Source organism: Spirillospora sp. NPDC047418 (genome assembly GCF_040643275.1).
Lineage (GTDB): Bacteria > Actinomycetota > Actinomycetes > Streptosporangiales > Streptosporangiaceae > Spirillospora.
In genome coordinates this window covers 1-16,495 of record NZ_JBEYTW010000100.1, presented here as the reverse complement: position 1 = coordinate 16,495, position 16,495 = coordinate 1, and the positions used below count along the sequence as shown (strand labels likewise).

The 16,495-nt window shown below is 73.2% G+C and carries 13 protein-coding genes; 10 read left to right on the top strand and 3 right to left on the bottom strand.

Translation table 11 applies throughout. The features are described 5' to 3' along the window. Positions 1–3: 3 nt before the first annotated feature. Positions 4–3,936 (top strand): FxSxx-COOH system tetratricopeptide repeat protein, encoded by a 3,933-nt coding sequence (gene fxsT, locus ABZ806_RS37650; protein ID WP_500223136.1) that lies wholly within the window; start codon positions 4–6, stop codon positions 3,934–3,936. On the opposite strand, the gene ABZ806_RS37645 is transcribed toward fxsT, so the two are convergent. Together ABZ806_RS37645 and ABZ806_RS37640 are read right to left on the bottom strand one after the other, a co-directional pair. Beyond that, complete coding sequence (locus ABZ806_RS37645) at positions 3,922–4,800, bottom strand: alpha/beta fold hydrolase (RefSeq protein ID WP_500223135.1); 879 nt, start codon at positions 4,798–4,800, stop codon at positions 3,922–3,924. The genes fxsT and ABZ806_RS37645 overlap by 15 nt on opposite strands. A 160-nt stretch (positions 4,801–4,960) precedes the next feature. Then, positions 4,961–5,623, bottom strand: a complete 663-nt coding sequence (locus ABZ806_RS37640; RefSeq protein WP_500223134.1) for a TetR/AcrR family transcriptional regulator — start codon at positions 5,621–5,623, stop codon at positions 4,961–4,963. Positions 5,624–5,763: 140 nt separating this feature from the next. Here ABZ806_RS37640 and ABZ806_RS37635 point away from each other — a divergent pair, with 140 nt between their 5' ends. The 6 genes from ABZ806_RS37635 to ABZ806_RS37610 all read left to right on the top strand — a co-directional run bounded on the left by ABZ806_RS37635 (position 5,764) and on the right by ABZ806_RS37610 (position 11,743). Continuing rightward, positions 5,764–7,005, top strand: a complete 1,242-nt coding sequence (locus tag ABZ806_RS37635) for a YncE family protein (RefSeq protein WP_500223133.1) — start codon at positions 5,764–5,766, stop codon at positions 7,003–7,005. Between the two features lie 136 nt (positions 7,006–7,141). After that, positions 7,142–8,254 carry an FUSC family protein gene (locus tag ABZ806_RS37630; RefSeq protein ID WP_500223132.1) on the top strand — a complete coding sequence of 371 codons (1,113 nt, stop codon included), beginning with the start codon at positions 7,142–7,144 and terminating at the stop codon, positions 8,252–8,254. 51 nt (positions 8,255–8,305) lie between these two features. Then, positions 8,306–9,046: a PIG-L deacetylase family protein gene (locus ABZ806_RS37625; protein WP_500223131.1), complete on the top strand. Its 741-nt coding sequence runs from the start codon at positions 8,306–8,308 to the stop codon at positions 9,044–9,046. Continuing rightward, complete coding sequence (locus ABZ806_RS37620) at positions 9,043–9,759, top strand: 4-carboxy-4-hydroxy-2-oxoadipate aldolase/oxaloacetate decarboxylase (protein WP_500223130.1); 717 nt, start codon at positions 9,043–9,045, stop codon at positions 9,757–9,759. The genes ABZ806_RS37625 and ABZ806_RS37620 overlap by 4 nt, the downstream gene beginning before the upstream one ends. Then, positions 9,756–10,799 carry a 4-oxalomesaconate tautomerase gene (locus ABZ806_RS37615; protein ID WP_500223128.1) on the top strand — a complete coding sequence of 348 codons (1,044 nt, stop codon included), beginning with the start codon at positions 9,756–9,758 and terminating at the stop codon, positions 10,797–10,799. The genes ABZ806_RS37620 and ABZ806_RS37615 overlap by 4 nt, the downstream gene beginning before the upstream one ends. Next, positions 10,796–11,743: a catechol 2,3-dioxygenase gene (locus ABZ806_RS37610; protein ID WP_500223127.1), complete on the top strand. Its 948-nt coding sequence runs from the start codon at positions 10,796–10,798 to the stop codon at positions 11,741–11,743. The genes ABZ806_RS37615 and ABZ806_RS37610 overlap by 4 nt, the downstream gene beginning before the upstream one ends. A 28-nt stretch (positions 11,744–11,771) precedes the next feature. Here ABZ806_RS37610 and ABZ806_RS37605 read toward each other — a convergent pair whose 3' ends face one another. Then, complete coding sequence (locus ABZ806_RS37605; RefSeq protein ID WP_500223125.1) at positions 11,772–12,533, bottom strand: DUF1932 domain-containing protein; 762 nt, start codon at positions 12,531–12,533, stop codon at positions 11,772–11,774. 80 nt (positions 12,534–12,613) lie between these two features. Between ABZ806_RS37605 and ABZ806_RS37600 the strand changes: the two genes are divergently transcribed. From ABZ806_RS37600 to ABZ806_RS37590, 3 genes are all read left to right on the top strand, one after another. Further along, on the top strand, positions 12,614–13,246 hold the full coding sequence (locus ABZ806_RS37600; RefSeq protein ID WP_500223123.1) for a GntR family transcriptional regulator: 633 nt from the start codon (positions 12,614–12,616) through the stop codon (positions 13,244–13,246). Between the two features lie 133 nt (positions 13,247–13,379). Next, positions 13,380–15,413, top strand: coding sequence for an elongation factor G (gene fusA, locus ABZ806_RS37595; RefSeq protein ID WP_500223121.1), 2,034 nt, complete (start codon positions 13,380–13,382; stop codon positions 15,411–15,413). A gap of 146 nt (positions 15,414–15,559) precedes the next feature. Then, a complete protein-coding gene (locus tag ABZ806_RS37590) occupies positions 15,560–16,381 on the top strand; it encodes an SCO6745 family protein (protein WP_500223119.1) in 822 nt (273 codons plus the stop codon). Positions 16,382–16,495 lie beyond the last annotated feature (114 nt).

The following is a 16,495-nucleotide window of genomic DNA, read 5'->3' as shown; positions in this document are numbered from 1 at the left end:
ACCATGGCGGACCCCGGAACCATCGTCACCTTCTACAGCTACAAGGGCGGCACCGGGCGCACGAGCGCGCTCGCCAACGTCGCCTGGATCATGGCCGCGGCCGGGCGGAAGGTGCTCGCCATCGACTGGGACCTGGAGTCGCCCGGGCTGCACAAGTACTTCCACCCCTTCCTGGACCAGAACATCCTGACCTCGACCCCCGGCGTCATCGACATGCTCGACGAGTACTCGTGGGCGACGACGAACAAGCACCCCGACGACGAGGACGACTGGCACCGCGACTACGCGCGCGTCCTGCGGCACGCGGTGACCCTGGAGTACGAGTTCCCCGGCGACGGGACGCTCGACTTCGTCTCCGCCGGGCGGCAGAACCGGAACTACTCCTCGCTCACCCGGGCCCTCGACTTCGACCACTTCTACGGGCGGCTCGGCGGCGGGCAGTTCTTCGACGCGCTCCGCGACGACATGCGGAGCAACTACGACTACGTGCTGATCGACAGCCGCACCGGTTACAGCGACATCGCCGACATCTGCACCCTGCACTTCCCGGACGTCCTCGTCGACTGCTTCACGCTCAGCTACCAGAGCATCGACGGCGCCGCCGACATCGCCGGGAACATCGACGGGCGGCACCACGTGCGCCCCATCCGCATCCTGCCGGTCCCCATGCGCATCGACCTCGGCGAGAACGCGAAGGTGGAGGCGGGCAGGGCGTACGCCCGCGCCCGCTTCGACCGCTTCCCGCGCGGCATGTCCCGACAGGAGGCGAGCGGCTACTGGCTGTCGGTCGAGATCCCGTACCGGCCGTACTACGCGTTCGAGGAGACGCTGGCGACGTTCGGCGACGCGCCGGGCTCGCCCAACTCGATGCTGGCGGCCTTCGAGCGGCTCACCAAGGTGATCACCGACGGGGACGTCGGCGGGTACGTCCCGGTCGAGGAGGAGGTGCGGCTCGCGACGCTCGAGCGGTTCACCCGGCGCGGGCCGACGGAGATCTCCGACGTCGCCATCAGCTACATGTCGGCGGACCGGCCGTGGGTCGACTGGATGGCGCTGATCCTCGGCCGGGCCGGCTTCCGGGTCGTCACCCGCAGCGTGGACGTCGGGCCGGCGGAGGCGGCCGAGGAGCCGGGCGAGCCGGGCGGGCCCGGCGGGCACGCGGTCGTGCTGCTGTCCCCGGACTCGGTCAGCTCGCCGGAGGTGCTCGGGACCTGGGAGTCGCTGGCCAGCCGGACCGCGGCGCCGCACCGGCGGTTGACGGCGGTCCGGATCCAGGACGCGTCGCTGCGGACGGCGTTCGGCGGCCTGCTGCCGCTGGACCTGACCGGGCTGGGCGAGCACGCGGGTGCCGAGGCCCTCGTCCGCGCCCTCGGCCGGCCGGGCTACACCTTCGACCAGCCGGCCGAGCATTCGCGGGTCGGGCCGCGCTTCCCCGGCGCCGCCCGGACCGCGCCGGAGATCTGGAACGCCGACCGCCGCAACGCGATGTTCACCGGCCGGAGCTGGGTGCTGGAGCGGCTGCGGGACGAACTGCTCGGCACGACGCAGCGGATCGTCCTGCCGCAGGCCCTGCACGGTCTCGGCGGTGTCGGCAAGACGCAGGTCGCCCTGGAGTACGTGCACCGGTTCAAGGCGGACTACTCGCTCGTATGGTGGATCAGCGCCCAGTCGCCCGACTCGATCCGGGCGGGGCTGGCGAACCTGGCCGAGCAGATGGGGCTGCGCGTCGGCGACAACAAGGCCGACGCCGCCGCGGCGGCGCTGGAGGCGCTGCGCCGCGGCGAGCCCACCTCCCGCTGGGTGCTGGTCTTCGACAACGCCGACAGCCCGGCGGAGCTCGCGCCCTTCCTGCCGGGCGGCGACGGGCACGTCCTCATCACCTCCCGCGATCCCGCCTGGACCCAGTTCGCCAACCCGCTGCCGGTGGAGGTCTTCACCCGGCAGGAGGCCGCCGAGCACCTCCGGCGCCGGGTACCGGAGATCTCCGAGGAGAACGCGTTCAAGATCGGCAAGGCGCTCGGCCATCTGCCGCTCGCGATCGAGCAGGCCGCCGCCTGGCTCGCCTCCACGTTCATGCCGGCCGCCGAGTACCTGGACGCGCTGGAGCACGAGACCGCCTCCACGCTGGAGCGCAGCGCGCAGAGCTTCCCGCAGTCGGTGGCGATGACCTGGCGGGTCACCTTCCGCCAGCTGCGGGAGGCGTCCCCGGCCGCGGCCCGGCTGCTGGAGCTGCTCGCCTTCTTCTCCTCCGAGCCGATCTCGCTCGACCTGATCTACAGCGACGAGACGGCCGGCGTCCTCGCCCCCTACGACGAGACGCTGCGCGACAAGCTGGTGCTGGGCAAGCACGTCCGGGAGATCAGCCGGTTCGCGCTGGCCAAGGTCGACCAGGGCAACAACTCCATCCAGGTGCACCCGCTGGTGCAGGCCGTCATCCGGCACGGGCTCGGGCCGGAGCTGACCCGGACGACCTGCCACGACGTGCACAAGATCCTGCTCGGTGCCCGCCCCAAGCACGGCGACACCGACGACCCGGCGAACTGGCCGAACCTGGAGGAGATCCTCCCGCACGTGCGGCCGTCCGCCGCCGCCGAGTGCGACGACGAGGACGTCCGGCAGATGCTGACCGACCTCGTCCGGTACCAGTGGAAGCGCGGCGTCTTCGACAGTGCGATGGCCGCCGGCCGCGAGCTGGTCGCCGAGTGGAGCGGCAAGCTCGGCCAGGACCACTGGCAGTGGCTGTTCCTGCAGTCGCAGATCGCGAACGTGCTGCGCTCGCAGGGCGACTTCCGGGAGGCCTACGACCTCGACCGGGACGTGCTGGAGCGGCAGCGCAACTCGCCGACGATCGGCCCGACGCACCCGCACACCCTCATCACCGCCGGCAATCTGGCGGCCGACATGCGGGCGATGGGGGAGTACCGGGAGGCCCTCGCGCTGGACCTGCACACCTACGAGCAGTCGGCCGTCCCCTGGGGGGAGGACCACCCGCGCACGCTGATGGTCGCGCACAACCTCGCGATCGACTACCGGCTGACCGGCGACTGGGAGAGCGCCTACCGCTACGACAAGGAGACGCTGGAGCAGCGCCGCGTCCAGCTCGGCGACGACCACCCCTACACGCTGTTCTCCGAGGCGAACCTGGCGCGCGACCTGCGCGAGGCCGGGCGGTTCGACGAGTCCGTCGGCATGCTGCGCGACGTGTACCGGCGGTACATGGAGGTCCTCGGCGACCAGATCCTGGACACGCTGCGCACCGGCAAGAGCCTGGCGGTGTCGCTGCGCAGGGCGGGGCTCCGGGACGAGGCGCTCGCGCTGGCGGAGGAGATCCACGCCCGCTACCAGCGGCACTTCCCGGACTCGCCGGACACGCTGCCCGCCGACCTGGAGGTCGCGGCCTGCACGGGCGAGCAGGGGGACGTCGTCGGGGCCCGCGACCGCACCCGCGCCGCGCTCGCCCGGCACCGCGCGCAGATGGGCGACGAGCACCCGTTCACCGTGATGATCGAGAACAATCTCGGCTGCCACCTGCGCGGCACCGGCGACCTGGACGAGGCGTGCTCGCTCACCGCCCGCGCCGCCGCCCGGCTGGAGTCGATGCTCGGCGCGGACCATCCCTTCGCCCCGCTCGCCGCCGTCAACCACGCCAACGCCCTCGGCGACGCCGGGCGGTTCGCCGAGGCGGAGGAGCTCGGGCGGGACGCGCTGGCCCGGCTCGCGCGGGTCCTCGGCGGCGAGCATCCCGACACGCACGTCTGCCGGTCCGGCCTGGCGATCACGCTGGACGGCATGGGACGCGTCTCGGAGGCGCGGGAGCTGCGCGAGCAGGCCGCCGCGGGGCTGCGCGTCCTCGCCGAGCAGCATCCGCATCCGCTGCTGCAGGACGTGCGGGAGGGCGTCCGCGTCGACCGCGACCTGGAGCTACAGCCGATCTGACGTGCGCCCGGCGGGCCGGGCGAGCCATGCCAGCATGTCGGGCAGCACGTCGAACGCGCCGAAGTGCGCCGAGCCCGACTGGACGACGACGGTCGAGTTCGGGATCCGGCCGGCCAGCCAGCGGGAGTGCCCGGCGGGGGAGAAGGTGTCGTTCGCGCCGTGCCACAGCATCGTCGGGACGACGATGTCGCCGAGTTCGAAGCCCCACGGCGCGCAGAAGGCGAGCAGGTCGTCGATCCAGCCGTCGGCGGACGTCCGGAACGCCTCCCGGAACGTCTCCAGCAGCATCCGGCGCAGGCCCGCGCGCAGCACGACCCGGCGGTCGGACTGCGTCAGCTCCGCGTACAGGTTCGCGACGTGCTGCGCCGGGTTCTCGCGGATCCGGTCGGCGATCGAGCGCAGCCGCGCCGACACCAGCGGTCCCTGCCGGCGGACGGCCAGGTACTCGCGGGTGTTGCCGGGCGCCATCCCCTCGAACCAGTCCAGGCCCTCCGCCTCCGCGGGCGCGAGCCCGACCAGCGCGGCGGCGCGGGTGGCGCGGCGGGGCAGCAGCGCCGCGCAGGCGAGCGCGTGCGGGCCGCCGCCGGAGCGGCCGAGCACGGAGAACTCGTCGAGTTCCAGGACGTCGGCCAGCAGGCGCACGTCGGCGGCGACGTCGGCGACGACGCGCCCGGTCATCCGGTCGGAGCGCCCGTACCCCGGCCGGTCGAAGGTGATGAGCCGGATCCCGTGCTGGTAGAGCACCATCTGCCGGGGGAGGGGGCCGAGCCTGCTGCCGGGAGTGCCGTGGAGGAGGAAGACCGGGAAGCCGGTGGGGACGCCCCACTCCTCGACCCCGATTTCCCGACCGTCTGACGTGGACACGATCCTTGTCAAGACAGTCCTCCGTACCCGAGCCGCGGATTCGCAAAGGTCCCCGTTCGCTTCTAACTGAACTTCTGCGCGCGAGTCAAGGCAGAAGGGCACGGATGCGGGGCCCGATGACGGGTCGGCGGGCGGGGCGGCGGGAGCGTCGGCGGGCGGGTCAGCGGGCGGGGAGGTCGCGGTCGGGGGCGTGCAGGCGGCCGAGGAGCATCAGGACGAGTTCGTCGATGACCTCGTCGAGGGTGGCGTCGACCCAGCCGGCGCTCCAGTCGTGCAGGAGGCCGTTGATGCTGCCGATGAAGGCGGTCGCGGCGATCCGGTAGTCGCGGCCGGGGATCTCGCCGCGCTCGGCGGCGGCGGCCGCCTCGGCGCAGAGGAAGTCGACCCAGCGGGCGCGGCGGGTGAGGCGCTGGCGGTCCATCCGCGGGCCGACCCCGACGATCTCGACGAACGCGATGCGGATGCGGGCGCGGTCGGCGGTGATGCCGGCGGCGTAGGCGCGGAACAGGCGGGCGGTGCGCTCGGCGAGGCCGAGGCCCTGGACGGACGGGAGCGCGGCGGCGACCGCGCGCTCGGCGATGTCGTTGACCTCCAGGTGCAGTTCGGCGAGGAGGTCCTCCAGGGTGGTGAACTCCTCGTAGAACTGGCGGGTGGACAGGCCGGCGGCCTCGCTGAGCGCGGCGACCGTGGTGCCCCGGTAGCCGGGGCCGCGGCCGAACATCTCCAGGCCGGCGTCCAGGAACCGGCGGCGCCGCTCGGCCCGCCGCTCGGCCGCGGACCGGCCCCCGTACCTGCCGGTCGGTCTCGCGCGCCTGCCCGCCACCTGGCTCCTCCCCACGGCCCGGACGACATTTTCCAGCATCCGGGCCTTGTGCCGCACATCACCCTGGATTACTGTCCAGTAACCAAGTTCGACCACGGCCGTTTTCACACTGGAGACCGACCCCGCACTGGAGGACCGCGATGCCTTCCCGACGTCTCCGAAGACGAACCGCGCTGCTCGGCTGCGCCGTCCTGGCGGCGGCCACCGCGATGATCGGCGCACCGCCCGCGAGCGCCCAGCCCGTCCAGCCCGCCGGGCCGGCCCAGCCCGCGGGCCTGCGCGATGTGATGGCGGTCGGCAACGGCCAGGGCGGCACCGTCAGCTTCATCGACACCGCCACCTACCGGAACCTCGGTTCCATCAATGTCGTCCCGGATCTGCAGGAGCGGCTGGACTCGATGTCCATCGTCGAGCGGATCGGCTACGAGGTCGTCAACGCCGCGCAGGGCTACCGCAAGCTCGTCGACGACATGGCCGTCTCCCCGAACGGCCGGACCCTCTATGTCTCGCGGGGCGCGCTGTCGGACGCCGCCGCGTTCGACATCGCCACGAAGAAGATGCTGTGGCGGCACAGGACCGAGGGCTTCAAGGCCGACCACGCCGCGCTGTCGGCGGACGGGACGCAGTTCGTCGTCTCGGCCACCACCGCGAGCAAGGCCGAGGTCATCGACACCGCGACCGGTGAGCTCCAGACGAGCTTCGCGACCGGCACCTACCCGCACGCCAACGACTACTCGCCGGACGGGACGGTCCTCTACAACTCCAGCATCGGCGTCACCTCGCTGCCGAAGCTGCTGAACGGGCTCAAGGGGGCGCGGGCGGTCACGGCGGTGGACGCGAAGACGTTCAGGCCGCTGCGCACCTACACCTTCGAGTACGGGATCCGCCCGGCGGTGTTCACCCGCGACAACGCGACGATGTACGCGCAGCTGTCCTACCTCAACGGGTTCGTCGAGTACGACCTGGCGGCCGGGAAGGTCACCCGGACGGTGGACATGCCGTTCAGCGACAAGGCCGCCGCGATGAAGCCGGACGACTACCCGCAGAACTCCGCGCACCACGGCATGGCGATGAACGCCGACGAGTCCAAGCTGTGCGTCGCCGGGACGATCGACGACTACGTCTCCATCGTCTCCCGGCCCGGCCTGACCACGGACGGCACCGTCACCTACGCGACCGACGCCCTGCCCTACTGGACGCAGACGAGCCCGAACGGCCACGACTGCTTCGTCTCCCTCGCCGAGGACGACCAGATCTCCGTCATCGACTACCGGACCGCCAAGGAGGTCGCCCGCATCGACGTCGGCCGCTTCCCGCAGCGCGAGCGCGCCGCCAAGCTCACCCCCGAGGCCGTCGCGTCCCTGAACCCGGCCAAGGGCTGACCCCGCCCAGGGCCCGACCGGCCCCGCGAACCGGCCACCGCGAGGCCCGCCGCCACCCACATCCCGGCGGGCCGCGCGGTGGCCTCCCGTTTGCCTTCCCATGGTTGGACGCCCGGCCCGCGGGAACGGCCAGCGGGTGCCGACCGGAGGACTGCGCAGCCACCTGATGCCCTTCGCGGGGCGCCGCTACTGGGAGGAGCGCGCCAGGCTCACCCTCAAGGCCGTCGTCGCGGCGGTGATCGCGTGGCTGATCGCCAAGTACCCGGTCGGGCACCCGCAGCCCTACTTCGCGCCGCTCGCCGCGCTGCTCGGCGTGTACCCGACCGTCGTCAGGTCCGTCCGGGAGAGCGTGGCCTATGGGGCCGGGTTCGTCATCGGCGCGGGGATCGCGATACCGATCGGCCTGGTGGTCGGTCCCACCGCGCTCGGAATCGCGATCGCCGTCGTCCTGACCATGATGGTGTCGGGATGGCGGCGGCTCGGCGGCCAGGCGTCCCAGGTCCCGTTCACCGCGCTGTTCGCGCTGCTGGTGGGCGGCCACCAGGTCGTCTCCTACACGCTGCCGCGGCTCGCCGACGTCGCGATCGGGCTGGTCGTCGGCCTGGTCGTGAACGCGGCGCTGTTCCCGCCGCTGTACCTGCGGCGCGGCGAGTACGCCGTCCGGGAGGCGCGGGACGCGCTCGCCGACGCGCTGGACGCGCTCGCCGACGAGGTCGCCGAGGCCGAGGACGGGCGGTCGCGCTGGGACGAGCGCGAGTCGCGGCTGGCCCGGGTGCAGGAGCAGGCCCGGTACTCGCTGGAGCAGGGAGAGGAGACGCTGCGCGCCAACCCGCGTGCGAAGCTGCGCGGCTACCCGCTGCGCTGGCAGGGCGCCCTCGGCCGGTGGCCCGCGCCGCGCCAGATGAACACGATCGACCACACGGCGGCGTACGCCCGGTCCATCGCCGGGACGCTGCGCCGGCTCGACGGGGACGGCGGGGAAGGCGAGGGCGAGGCGGGGCCGCCCGCGCCGGGCACGGAGTTCCGGCAGGCGTACGCGGGGCTGCTTCGCAGGTTCGGCGCCATCGTCCGGGACCTGCCCGGGGCACCGGCCGAGGAGGCGTGCGCCGAGGCCGACCGGATCCAGCGCGAGCTGGAGAGGCCGCATCTCGGCGCCGGGACGGACGCGCCCGGCCTGTGGGACGCGCAGAAGGAGGTCCTGCGCCTCAGCGGGCTGCTGCTGGAGGGTGTCCGCGACCCCCGGCCGTAACTTGTCAGCAGGATTGTTGACAATTTAGGCGACAAGGTGCAGGGTACCGGCATGAGTCCCTCTGCCGCTCCCAGCCCCCTGCTCGTCGTCAGCGCCCACGCGGGCGACTTCGTGTGGCGCGCCGCCGGCGCGATCGCGCTCGCCACCGCGCGCGGCGACCGCGCGAAGGTGGTCTGCCTGAGCTACGGCGAGCGCGGCGAGTCCGCCCGCGCCTGGCGCGAGGGCAGGACGCTGGAGGAGATCAAGAAGCTGCGGCGGGACGAGGCGGCGGCCGCCGCGGCGGTGCTGGGCGCCGAGATCGAGTTCCTGGACGCCGGCGACTACCCCCTCGTCGAGTCGCGGGAGCTGGCCGACCGGCTCGTCCGGATCTACCGGGACGTCGAGCCGGCCGTGGTGCTGACCCACACGCTCGCCGACCCCTACAACGGCGACCACCCGGCGGCGGCGCGGATGGCGCTGCAGGCCCGCGTGCTCGCGCAGGCGATCGGCTACGACGCCCCCGGCGAGCCGCTCGGCGCGCCGCCGGTGTTCTTCTTCGAGCCGCACCAGCCGGAGCAGTGCGAGTTCAAGCCCGATGTGCTGCTCGACATCACCCCGGTGTTCGACAAGAAGCGCGCCGCGATGGAGTGCCTGCCCGCGCAGGTCCACATGTGGGACTACTACACCGACCTGGCCAAGCGGCGCGGCGTGCAGCTGAAGCGCAACGCGGGCCCGAACCTCGGGCTGCCGCACGACACGCGCGCCGAGGCGTTCGTCCGGCTGTACCCGCAGACCACCGCGGAGCTGTCATGAGGACGGTCGTCGTCACGGACCCGCCGCGCGCCGACACCGCCGCGGTGGACGCCCTCGCCGGGTACGGCGTCGCGACCGTCCACGAGGCCATGGGGCGGACGGGGTTCCTCGGCCCGTCGATCCGGCCGGTGCACCTCGGGTCGCGCGTCGCCGGGACGGCGGTGACCGTCCTGTCGTGGCCGGGCGACAACCTGATGATCCATGTCGCGGTCGAGCAGTGCCGTCCCGGCGACATCCTGGTGGTGGCCACCACGTCGCCGTCCACCGACGGCATGTTCGGCGAGCTGTTCGCGACCGCGCTCCAGCGGCGGGGCGTGCGCGGGCTCGTCATCGACGCCGGGGTCCGGGACGTCGCGGACCTGCACGCGATGGGCTTCCCGGTGTGGTCGGCGGCCGTCAGCGCGCAGGGCACGGTGAAGGCCACGCCCGGCGCGGTGAACGTGCCGGTCACGATCGGCGGGCAGCTCATCCGGCCCGGGGACGTGATCCTCGCCGACGATGACGGGGTCGTCCGCGTCGAGCGGGGGGCCGCCGCCGAGGCGGTGCGGGCCGCGCGGGCCCGCGAGGAGAAGGAGGCGGCGACCCGCGCCGCGTTCCAGCGGGGCGAACTCGGCCTCGACCGGTACGGGCTGCGCGACCGGCTGCCCGGGATGGGCATCGAGTACGTCACCTACGCCCGGTACATCGAGCAGACGGGGGACACCGGATCATGACCGGCGTGCGCTGCATGCTGATGCGCGGCGGGACGTCCAAGGGCGCGTACTTCCTCGCCGCGGACCTGCCGTCCGACCCGGCCGAGCGCGACGGCCTGCTGCTGCGGATCATGGGCACCCCCGACCCGCGGCAGATCGACGGGATCGGCGGTGCGCACCCGCTGACCAGCAAGGTCGCGGTCGTATCGCCGTCCGCCGACGGCGCGGCCGACGTCGACTACCTGTTCCTGCAGGTCGGCGTCGCGGAGCCGGTGGTCTCCGACCGGCAGAACTGCGGGAACCTGCTCGCCGGAGTCGGCCCGTTCGCCGTCGAGCGCGGGCTCGTGCCCGCGCGCGGCGACCGGACGAGCGTCCGCGTCCGCATGCTGAACTCCGGCAGCATCGCCACCGCCACGTTCCCGACACCGGGAGGGGCGGTCGACTACGACGGCGGCACCGCCATCTCCGGAGTGCCGGGCACGGCGGCGCGCATCGATCTGGACTTCGCGGGGACGGAAGGATCCTCCTGCGGGGCGCTGCTTCCCACCGGCCGTCCCCGCGACCAGATCGACGGCATCGAGGTCACCTGCGTCGACAACGGCATGCCCGTCGTCGTCGCTGCCGCGTCCGACTTCGGCGTCACCGGCTACGAGGCCGACCTGTCCCACCTGCGGGACCGGATCCAGTCGCTGCGGCTGGCGGCCGGGAGGCTGATGGGGCTCGGCGACGTCGCGGCCGCCTCGGTGCCGAAGACGACCCTCGTCGCGCCGCCCCGCGACGGCGGCATGATCTGCACCCGCACGTTCATCCCGCTGAGCATGCACACCTCGATCGGCGTCCTCGGCGCGGTCAGCGTCGCCACCGCGCTGCTGCTCGACGGCTCCGTGGGGCACGACCTCGCGGACGTCCCGCCGCCGGGCGCGCCCCTGGGCATCGAGCATCCGACCGGGCGCCTGGACGTGGTGGTCGAGCTGGACGGCACCGCCGTCCGGCGGTCCAGCATCGTCCGGACGGCCCGCAGACTCTTCGACGGCACTGTCTTCCCCCGGAGTTCCCGATGACCATCAAGCACGAGATCGCGCACGTCGCCCACGTCGAGCTGCTGACGCCCGAGCCCGACAAGAGCCTGTGGTTCTTCACCCGGATCATGGGTCTCACCGAGGTCGGCACCGAGGGCGACTCGGTGTACCTGCGGACGTGGGACGACTACGAGCACCACACGCTCAAGCTCACCGCGCACAGCACGTCCGGCATCCGGCGGACCGGGCTGCGCACGTCCTCGCAGGAGGCCCTCGACCGGCGCGTCGCGGCGATCGAGGACGCCGGGCTCGGCATCGGCTGGCGGGACGGCGACCCCGGCCTAGGCCCGACCTACGTGTTCCGCGACCCCGACGGCCACGAGATGGAGATCTACTGGGAGTCGGAGTGGTTCGAGGCGCCGCCGGAGCTGGCGCCGGCGCTGAAGAACCAGGCGCAGGCGTACCCGGCGATGGGCGTGTGCGTGCGCCGCCTCGACCACGTCAACTTCCTGGCAGCCGAGGTCGCGCCGAGCACCGACTTCCTGCGGGACGTCCTCGGCGGGCACGCCACCGAGCAGATCCGGCTGGATGACGGCACGATCGGCGCGCGCTGGACGACGTTCACGAACAAGTCCTACGACCTCGTCTACACGCGGGACTGGACGGGCAGCAACGGCCGCCTGCACCACATCGCGTTCGCGACCGACACCCGCGAGGACATCCTCCGCGCCGCCGACATCTTCCTCGACAACGGCGTCTTCATCGAGACGGGGCCGCACAAGCACGCCATCCAGCAGACGTTCTTCCTCTACGTCTACGAGCCGGGCGGCAACCGCATCGAGCTGTGCAACCCGTGCGCCCGCCTCGTCCTCGCGCCGGACTGGAAGACGATCACCTGGACGGAGGCGGAGCGCGCCAAGGGCCAGGCGTGGGGCCTGCAGACGATCGCGTCGTTCCACACCCATGGCACCCCGCCCGTCGGCTAGGCCGGCCATGTCGGCCATGTCGGCCGGGTCAGCCGGACAGGCGCCTCAGCAGGTCGCGGCTGGCGGCGGCCATCGCCGGGGGGACGTCGAGCTCCTCCAGCATGGTCGCCGCCGCCTCCATCTCGGCGGCGCGGCGGACGGCGTGCTTGCGCGTGCCGGTGACGAGCCGGTCCACGGTGTGCTCACCGGCCGCGACCAGTTCCTCGACGATGTTCGCGCGGAGCCAGTCCTCGCAGCCGGCGGCCCGCGCCGCTTCGAGGGCCTCGACGACCGACCCGGCGAGGCCCTTGAAGAACACGCTGCGCAGCAGCTTGCGCTCGGCGGCGAGACCGGCGGCGCCGTCCAGCACCCGGACCTCGGCGCCGAGCGGGGCGAGGATCTCCGCGACCCGCGCGGCGCCGTCGCCGCTGACCAGCAGCGGCGTGCGCAGCCCGCGTCCCGGCACCGGCGCCATGACCGCCACATCGGCGAACCGGACGCCGTGCCCCTTCGCGATCGCGTCGAGTTCCCGCTTGAGGCCGGGGGAGCCGGTGTTCAGGTCGGCCCAGACGGCGCCGCCGCCGGCGGCCCCCGCGCCGGCCCTGAGCGCGTCGGCGGCGTCGTGCGCGCTGTTGACGCTCAGCACGAGGTCGGCACCGGTCGCGGCCTCGGCCTCGCCGCCGCAGGCGACGATGCCGTCGCCGGGCGGGACGGCCGGGTCGTAGCCGCGCACCGCGGCGCCCGCCGCGACGAGGTCGCCCGCGATGGCGCCGCCCGCCTCGCCCAGTCCCAGCACCGCGATGACCGGCATGCCGTTCCCCTCCCTCGCTGGACCTCCCGCTCCGGCTACCCTAGATCAGCGACAAAAATGGCGACAATCCGGGAGTGCTCGTGAGCGACGTGGTGAGCGGGATCCGCGAGGCGATCCTGCGCGGCGAGTTCGTCCCGAACCAGCGGCTGATCGAGGCGGATCTGTCCGAGCAGTTCGCCGCCAGCCGCGCCGGCGTCCGCGCGGCCCTCGCCGAACTGGCCAACGAGGGCCTCATCGAGCGCGTGCAGAACCGCGGCGCCCGCGTCCGCGCCGTGTCGCTCGCCGAGGCCGTCGAGATCTGCGAGGTCCGGATGGTGGTCGAGGGCCTGTGCGCCGCCAAGGCCGCCGAGCGCGCCACCGCGGCCGACGCCGCCGGGCTGGCGGAGATCGGCGACGCGATGCGCTCGGCCGTGGCGTCCGGCGACGTGCTCGGCTACTCCCGGCTGAACGAGCGCCTGCACCGCCGCGTCCGCGAGATCAGCGGGCAGCGGACGGCCTCGGACGTCCTCGAGCGGCTGCGCGCGCAGAACGTCCGCCACCAGTTCCGGCTGGCCATGCACCCGGGCCGCCCGCAGACGTCGCTGCCGCAGCACCTCGACATCATCGCCGCGATCGCCGCCGGCGACCCCGGCGCCGCCGAGCGCGCGGCCCGCGCCCACCTGCGCAGCGTCATCGAGACCCTCCCGGACGTCGACCGGGGCCCCATCGCCTGACGCGGAGCCCGGCGCGGAGCCCGACGCGGAAAACCCGTCGCGCTCGCGCGGCCCCGGCGGTTACCGTCGCGCATACCGCGACGGACGATCTTGTCCGGCGGCGGGTCGTCATCGAGCGAAACGGAGGATCCCGATGACCACCACTGCCCTTGCTCTCGCCAAGGTCCGCAACATCGGGATCATGGCGCACATCGACGCCGGCAAGACGACGACCGCCGAGCGGATCCTGTTCTTCACCGGCGTCTCCCACCGCATCGGCGAGGTGCACGACGGCGCCGCCGCGCTCGACTTCATGAAGCAGGAGCGCGACCGCGGCATCACGATCACGTCCGCCGCGACGACCTGCCACTGGGCCGTCGACGGCGCCGGCCACACGATCAACCTCATCGACACGCCGGGCCACGTCGACTTCACCATCGAGGTCGAACGGTGCCTGCGCGTGCTGGACGGGGCCGTGGCCGTGTTCGACGGCGTCGCGGGGGTCGAACCGCAGTCGGAGACGGTGTGGCGGCAGGCCGACCGGTACGGCGTGCCGCGCGTCTGCTTCGTCAACAAGCTCGACCGGGCCGGCGCCGACTACCACCGGTGCGTGGCGATGATCCGCGAGCGGCTCGGCGCCGTCGCGCTGGTCGTGCAGCTGCCGATCGGGTCCGAGGCCGGGTTCGAGGGCGTCGTCGATCTCGTCTCGATGCGGGCGCACGTCTGGCCGGACGAGCGCCATGCCGTCGTGGACGTCCCGTCCGGCCTGGCCGAGGACGCCCGGCGGTGGCGGCGCGCGCTGGTCGAGACGGTCGCCGAGCACGACGAGCAGGCCATGGCGCTGTACCTGGACGGCGCCGAGCCGTCCGAGGAGCAGCTCCACGCGGCGATCCGCCGGCTGACGGTCGCCTCCGCCGCGACCCCGGTGCTGTGCGGCAGCGCGTTCAGGAACAAGGGCGTGCAGCCCCTCCTGGACGCGGTCGTGCGGTACCTGCCGTCGCCCCTGGACGTCCGGTCACCGGAGTCCGGGGACGTGTCGGACGAGGCGCCGCTGGCCGCGCTCGCGTTCAAGGTCATGACCGACCGGCACCTCGGCCGCTTCACCTTCGTCCGGATCTACTCCGGACGCCTGGTGTCGGGCGCCACGGTGCTCAACAGCGTGCAGGAGCGGAGGGAGCGGATCGGCAAGATCTACCGTGTCCACGCGGACAAGCGGGTGGAGATCGAGTCGGCGGGCGCGGGCGACATCGTCGCCGTCATGGGCCTGAAGCGGACGACCACCGGCGAGACGCTGTGCGACGCCGCGCATCCCGTGGTCCTGGAGTCCATGGACTTCCCGGCGCCGGTCATCGAGGTCGCGATCGAGCCGAGGTCCAGGGGCGACGTGGAGAGGCTGGGCGCGGCCGTCCACCGGCTGTCGGAGGAGGACCCGTCCTTCCAGGTCCGCGACGAGGACGGGCAGACCGTCATCGGCGGCATGGGGGAACTCCACCTGGAGGTCCTCGTCGACCGCCTGAAGGAGGAGTTCCATGTCGAGGCCGCCGTGGGCCGCCCCCGCGTCGCCTACCGCGAGACCGTCCGGCGGGCGGTCGGGCGCGTCGACCTGACGCACCGCAAGCAGACCGGCGGCAAGGGGCAGTTCGCGAAGGTCCAGCTCTCCCTCGAACCCATCGAGGACGGGTACGAGTTCGTCAACCGGGTCACCGGCGGGCGGATCCCGAAGGAGTTCGTCCCGTCGGTGGACGCGGGCTGCCAGGAGGCGCTGCGGGCCGGCTTCCTCGCCGGGTACGAGATGACGGGCGTGCGGGTCGTCCTCACCGACGGCGACTTCCATCCCGTCGACTCGTCCGAGCTCGCCTTCAAGATCGCCGGCTCGCTGGCGGTCCGGGAGGCGGTCCGGCGCGCGTCCCCGGTACTGCTCGAACCGGTGATGACCGTCGAGGTCACCACCCCGGAGGAGCACCTGGGCGCGGTCATCGGCGACCTCAGCGGCCGCCGCGGCCGGGTCGAGGGGACGGGTGAGCGCGCCGGCACGCGGATCGTCCGGGCCCTCGTCCCGCTGTCGGAGATGTTCGGCTACGTCGGGGATCTGCGCGGCATGACGTCCGGCCGGGGCGTGTTCACGATGCGGTTCGCGGCGTACGCCGAGGTCCCGCCCCCGGCCGCCGCGAAGATCATCGGCACCTGACACCGGAGACCGGGGCCGCACCCGAGCGTGCGGCCCCGGCCGGTCCTAGCGGACGGCGGAGCACGCCGCCGCCACTGAGCGTTGACGGCAGGTCTCGCCCGAATTAGATTCGGTTACCGATCGGTCGGCGACCTGGAGGCGAGTGGATGCGAGCGGCACGGCGGGCATGGCGGCGGCTGGAACCGGTGCACGCGATGATCTATTTCGTCCCGGAGGCGTCCGAGCGGTACGCGGCCCTCGGCCTGGACCCGCGGACCGCCTACTTCGCCTCCCGCGCGGCGGCCTTCGGGCGCGCCTCGGCCGAGGTCGTCATCGCGACGTTCTACAACTTCAACCCCGAGGTCGTCCGCGCCGCGCTTCCGGCGGCCTGGGAGAAGACGACCCCGGAGAAGGTGCTCGCCGCACGGGAGGACGCGGCCGGCGCCGCGCTCCGCCGCGCCGGCATCGACCGGCTGCCGGACCTGGCGGAGACCGTCTCCCTCGCGCGCCGCGCCGCCGAGGCGGCCGGCGACCACGCGCAGGGCCGACCGCTCTACGCGGCGCACGCGTCCCTGCCCTGGCCGGACGAGCCGATCCTCCAGCTGTGGTGGGCGCAGACCCTGCTCCGCGAGTTCCGCGGCGACGGCCACATCGCCGTCCTCACCGCCGAGGGCGTCACGCCGGTCGAGGCGCTCGTGCTGCACGCCGCCACCGGCACCATGCCCAAGGCGTTCCTCACGGGGACCCGGGCGTGGCCCGCCGAGCAGTGGGACGCGACCGCGGAGCGCCTCCGCGCCCGCGGCCTGCTGGACGGCGAGTCCCTCACCCCGGAGGGCGAGGCGTTCCGGCAGGCCATCGAGGACCGCACCGACGCGCTGGCCCTCCCCGCCTACGCCGCCCTGGGCGAGGACGCCTGCGAGCGCCTAGCCGAACTAGCCCGCCCCTTCGGCAGAACCACCATGGACAGCGGCCTCTTCCCCCTCACCTAACCCCCACCCGCTTCGTTGACCTGCGGCGTGTTGTTGTATGGGCGCGACCAGGCCGGCGCAGGCCGCTTGGCATAGGCCAGTCTGTTCGTATAGATGGCCGATGGTTCCGGCCGG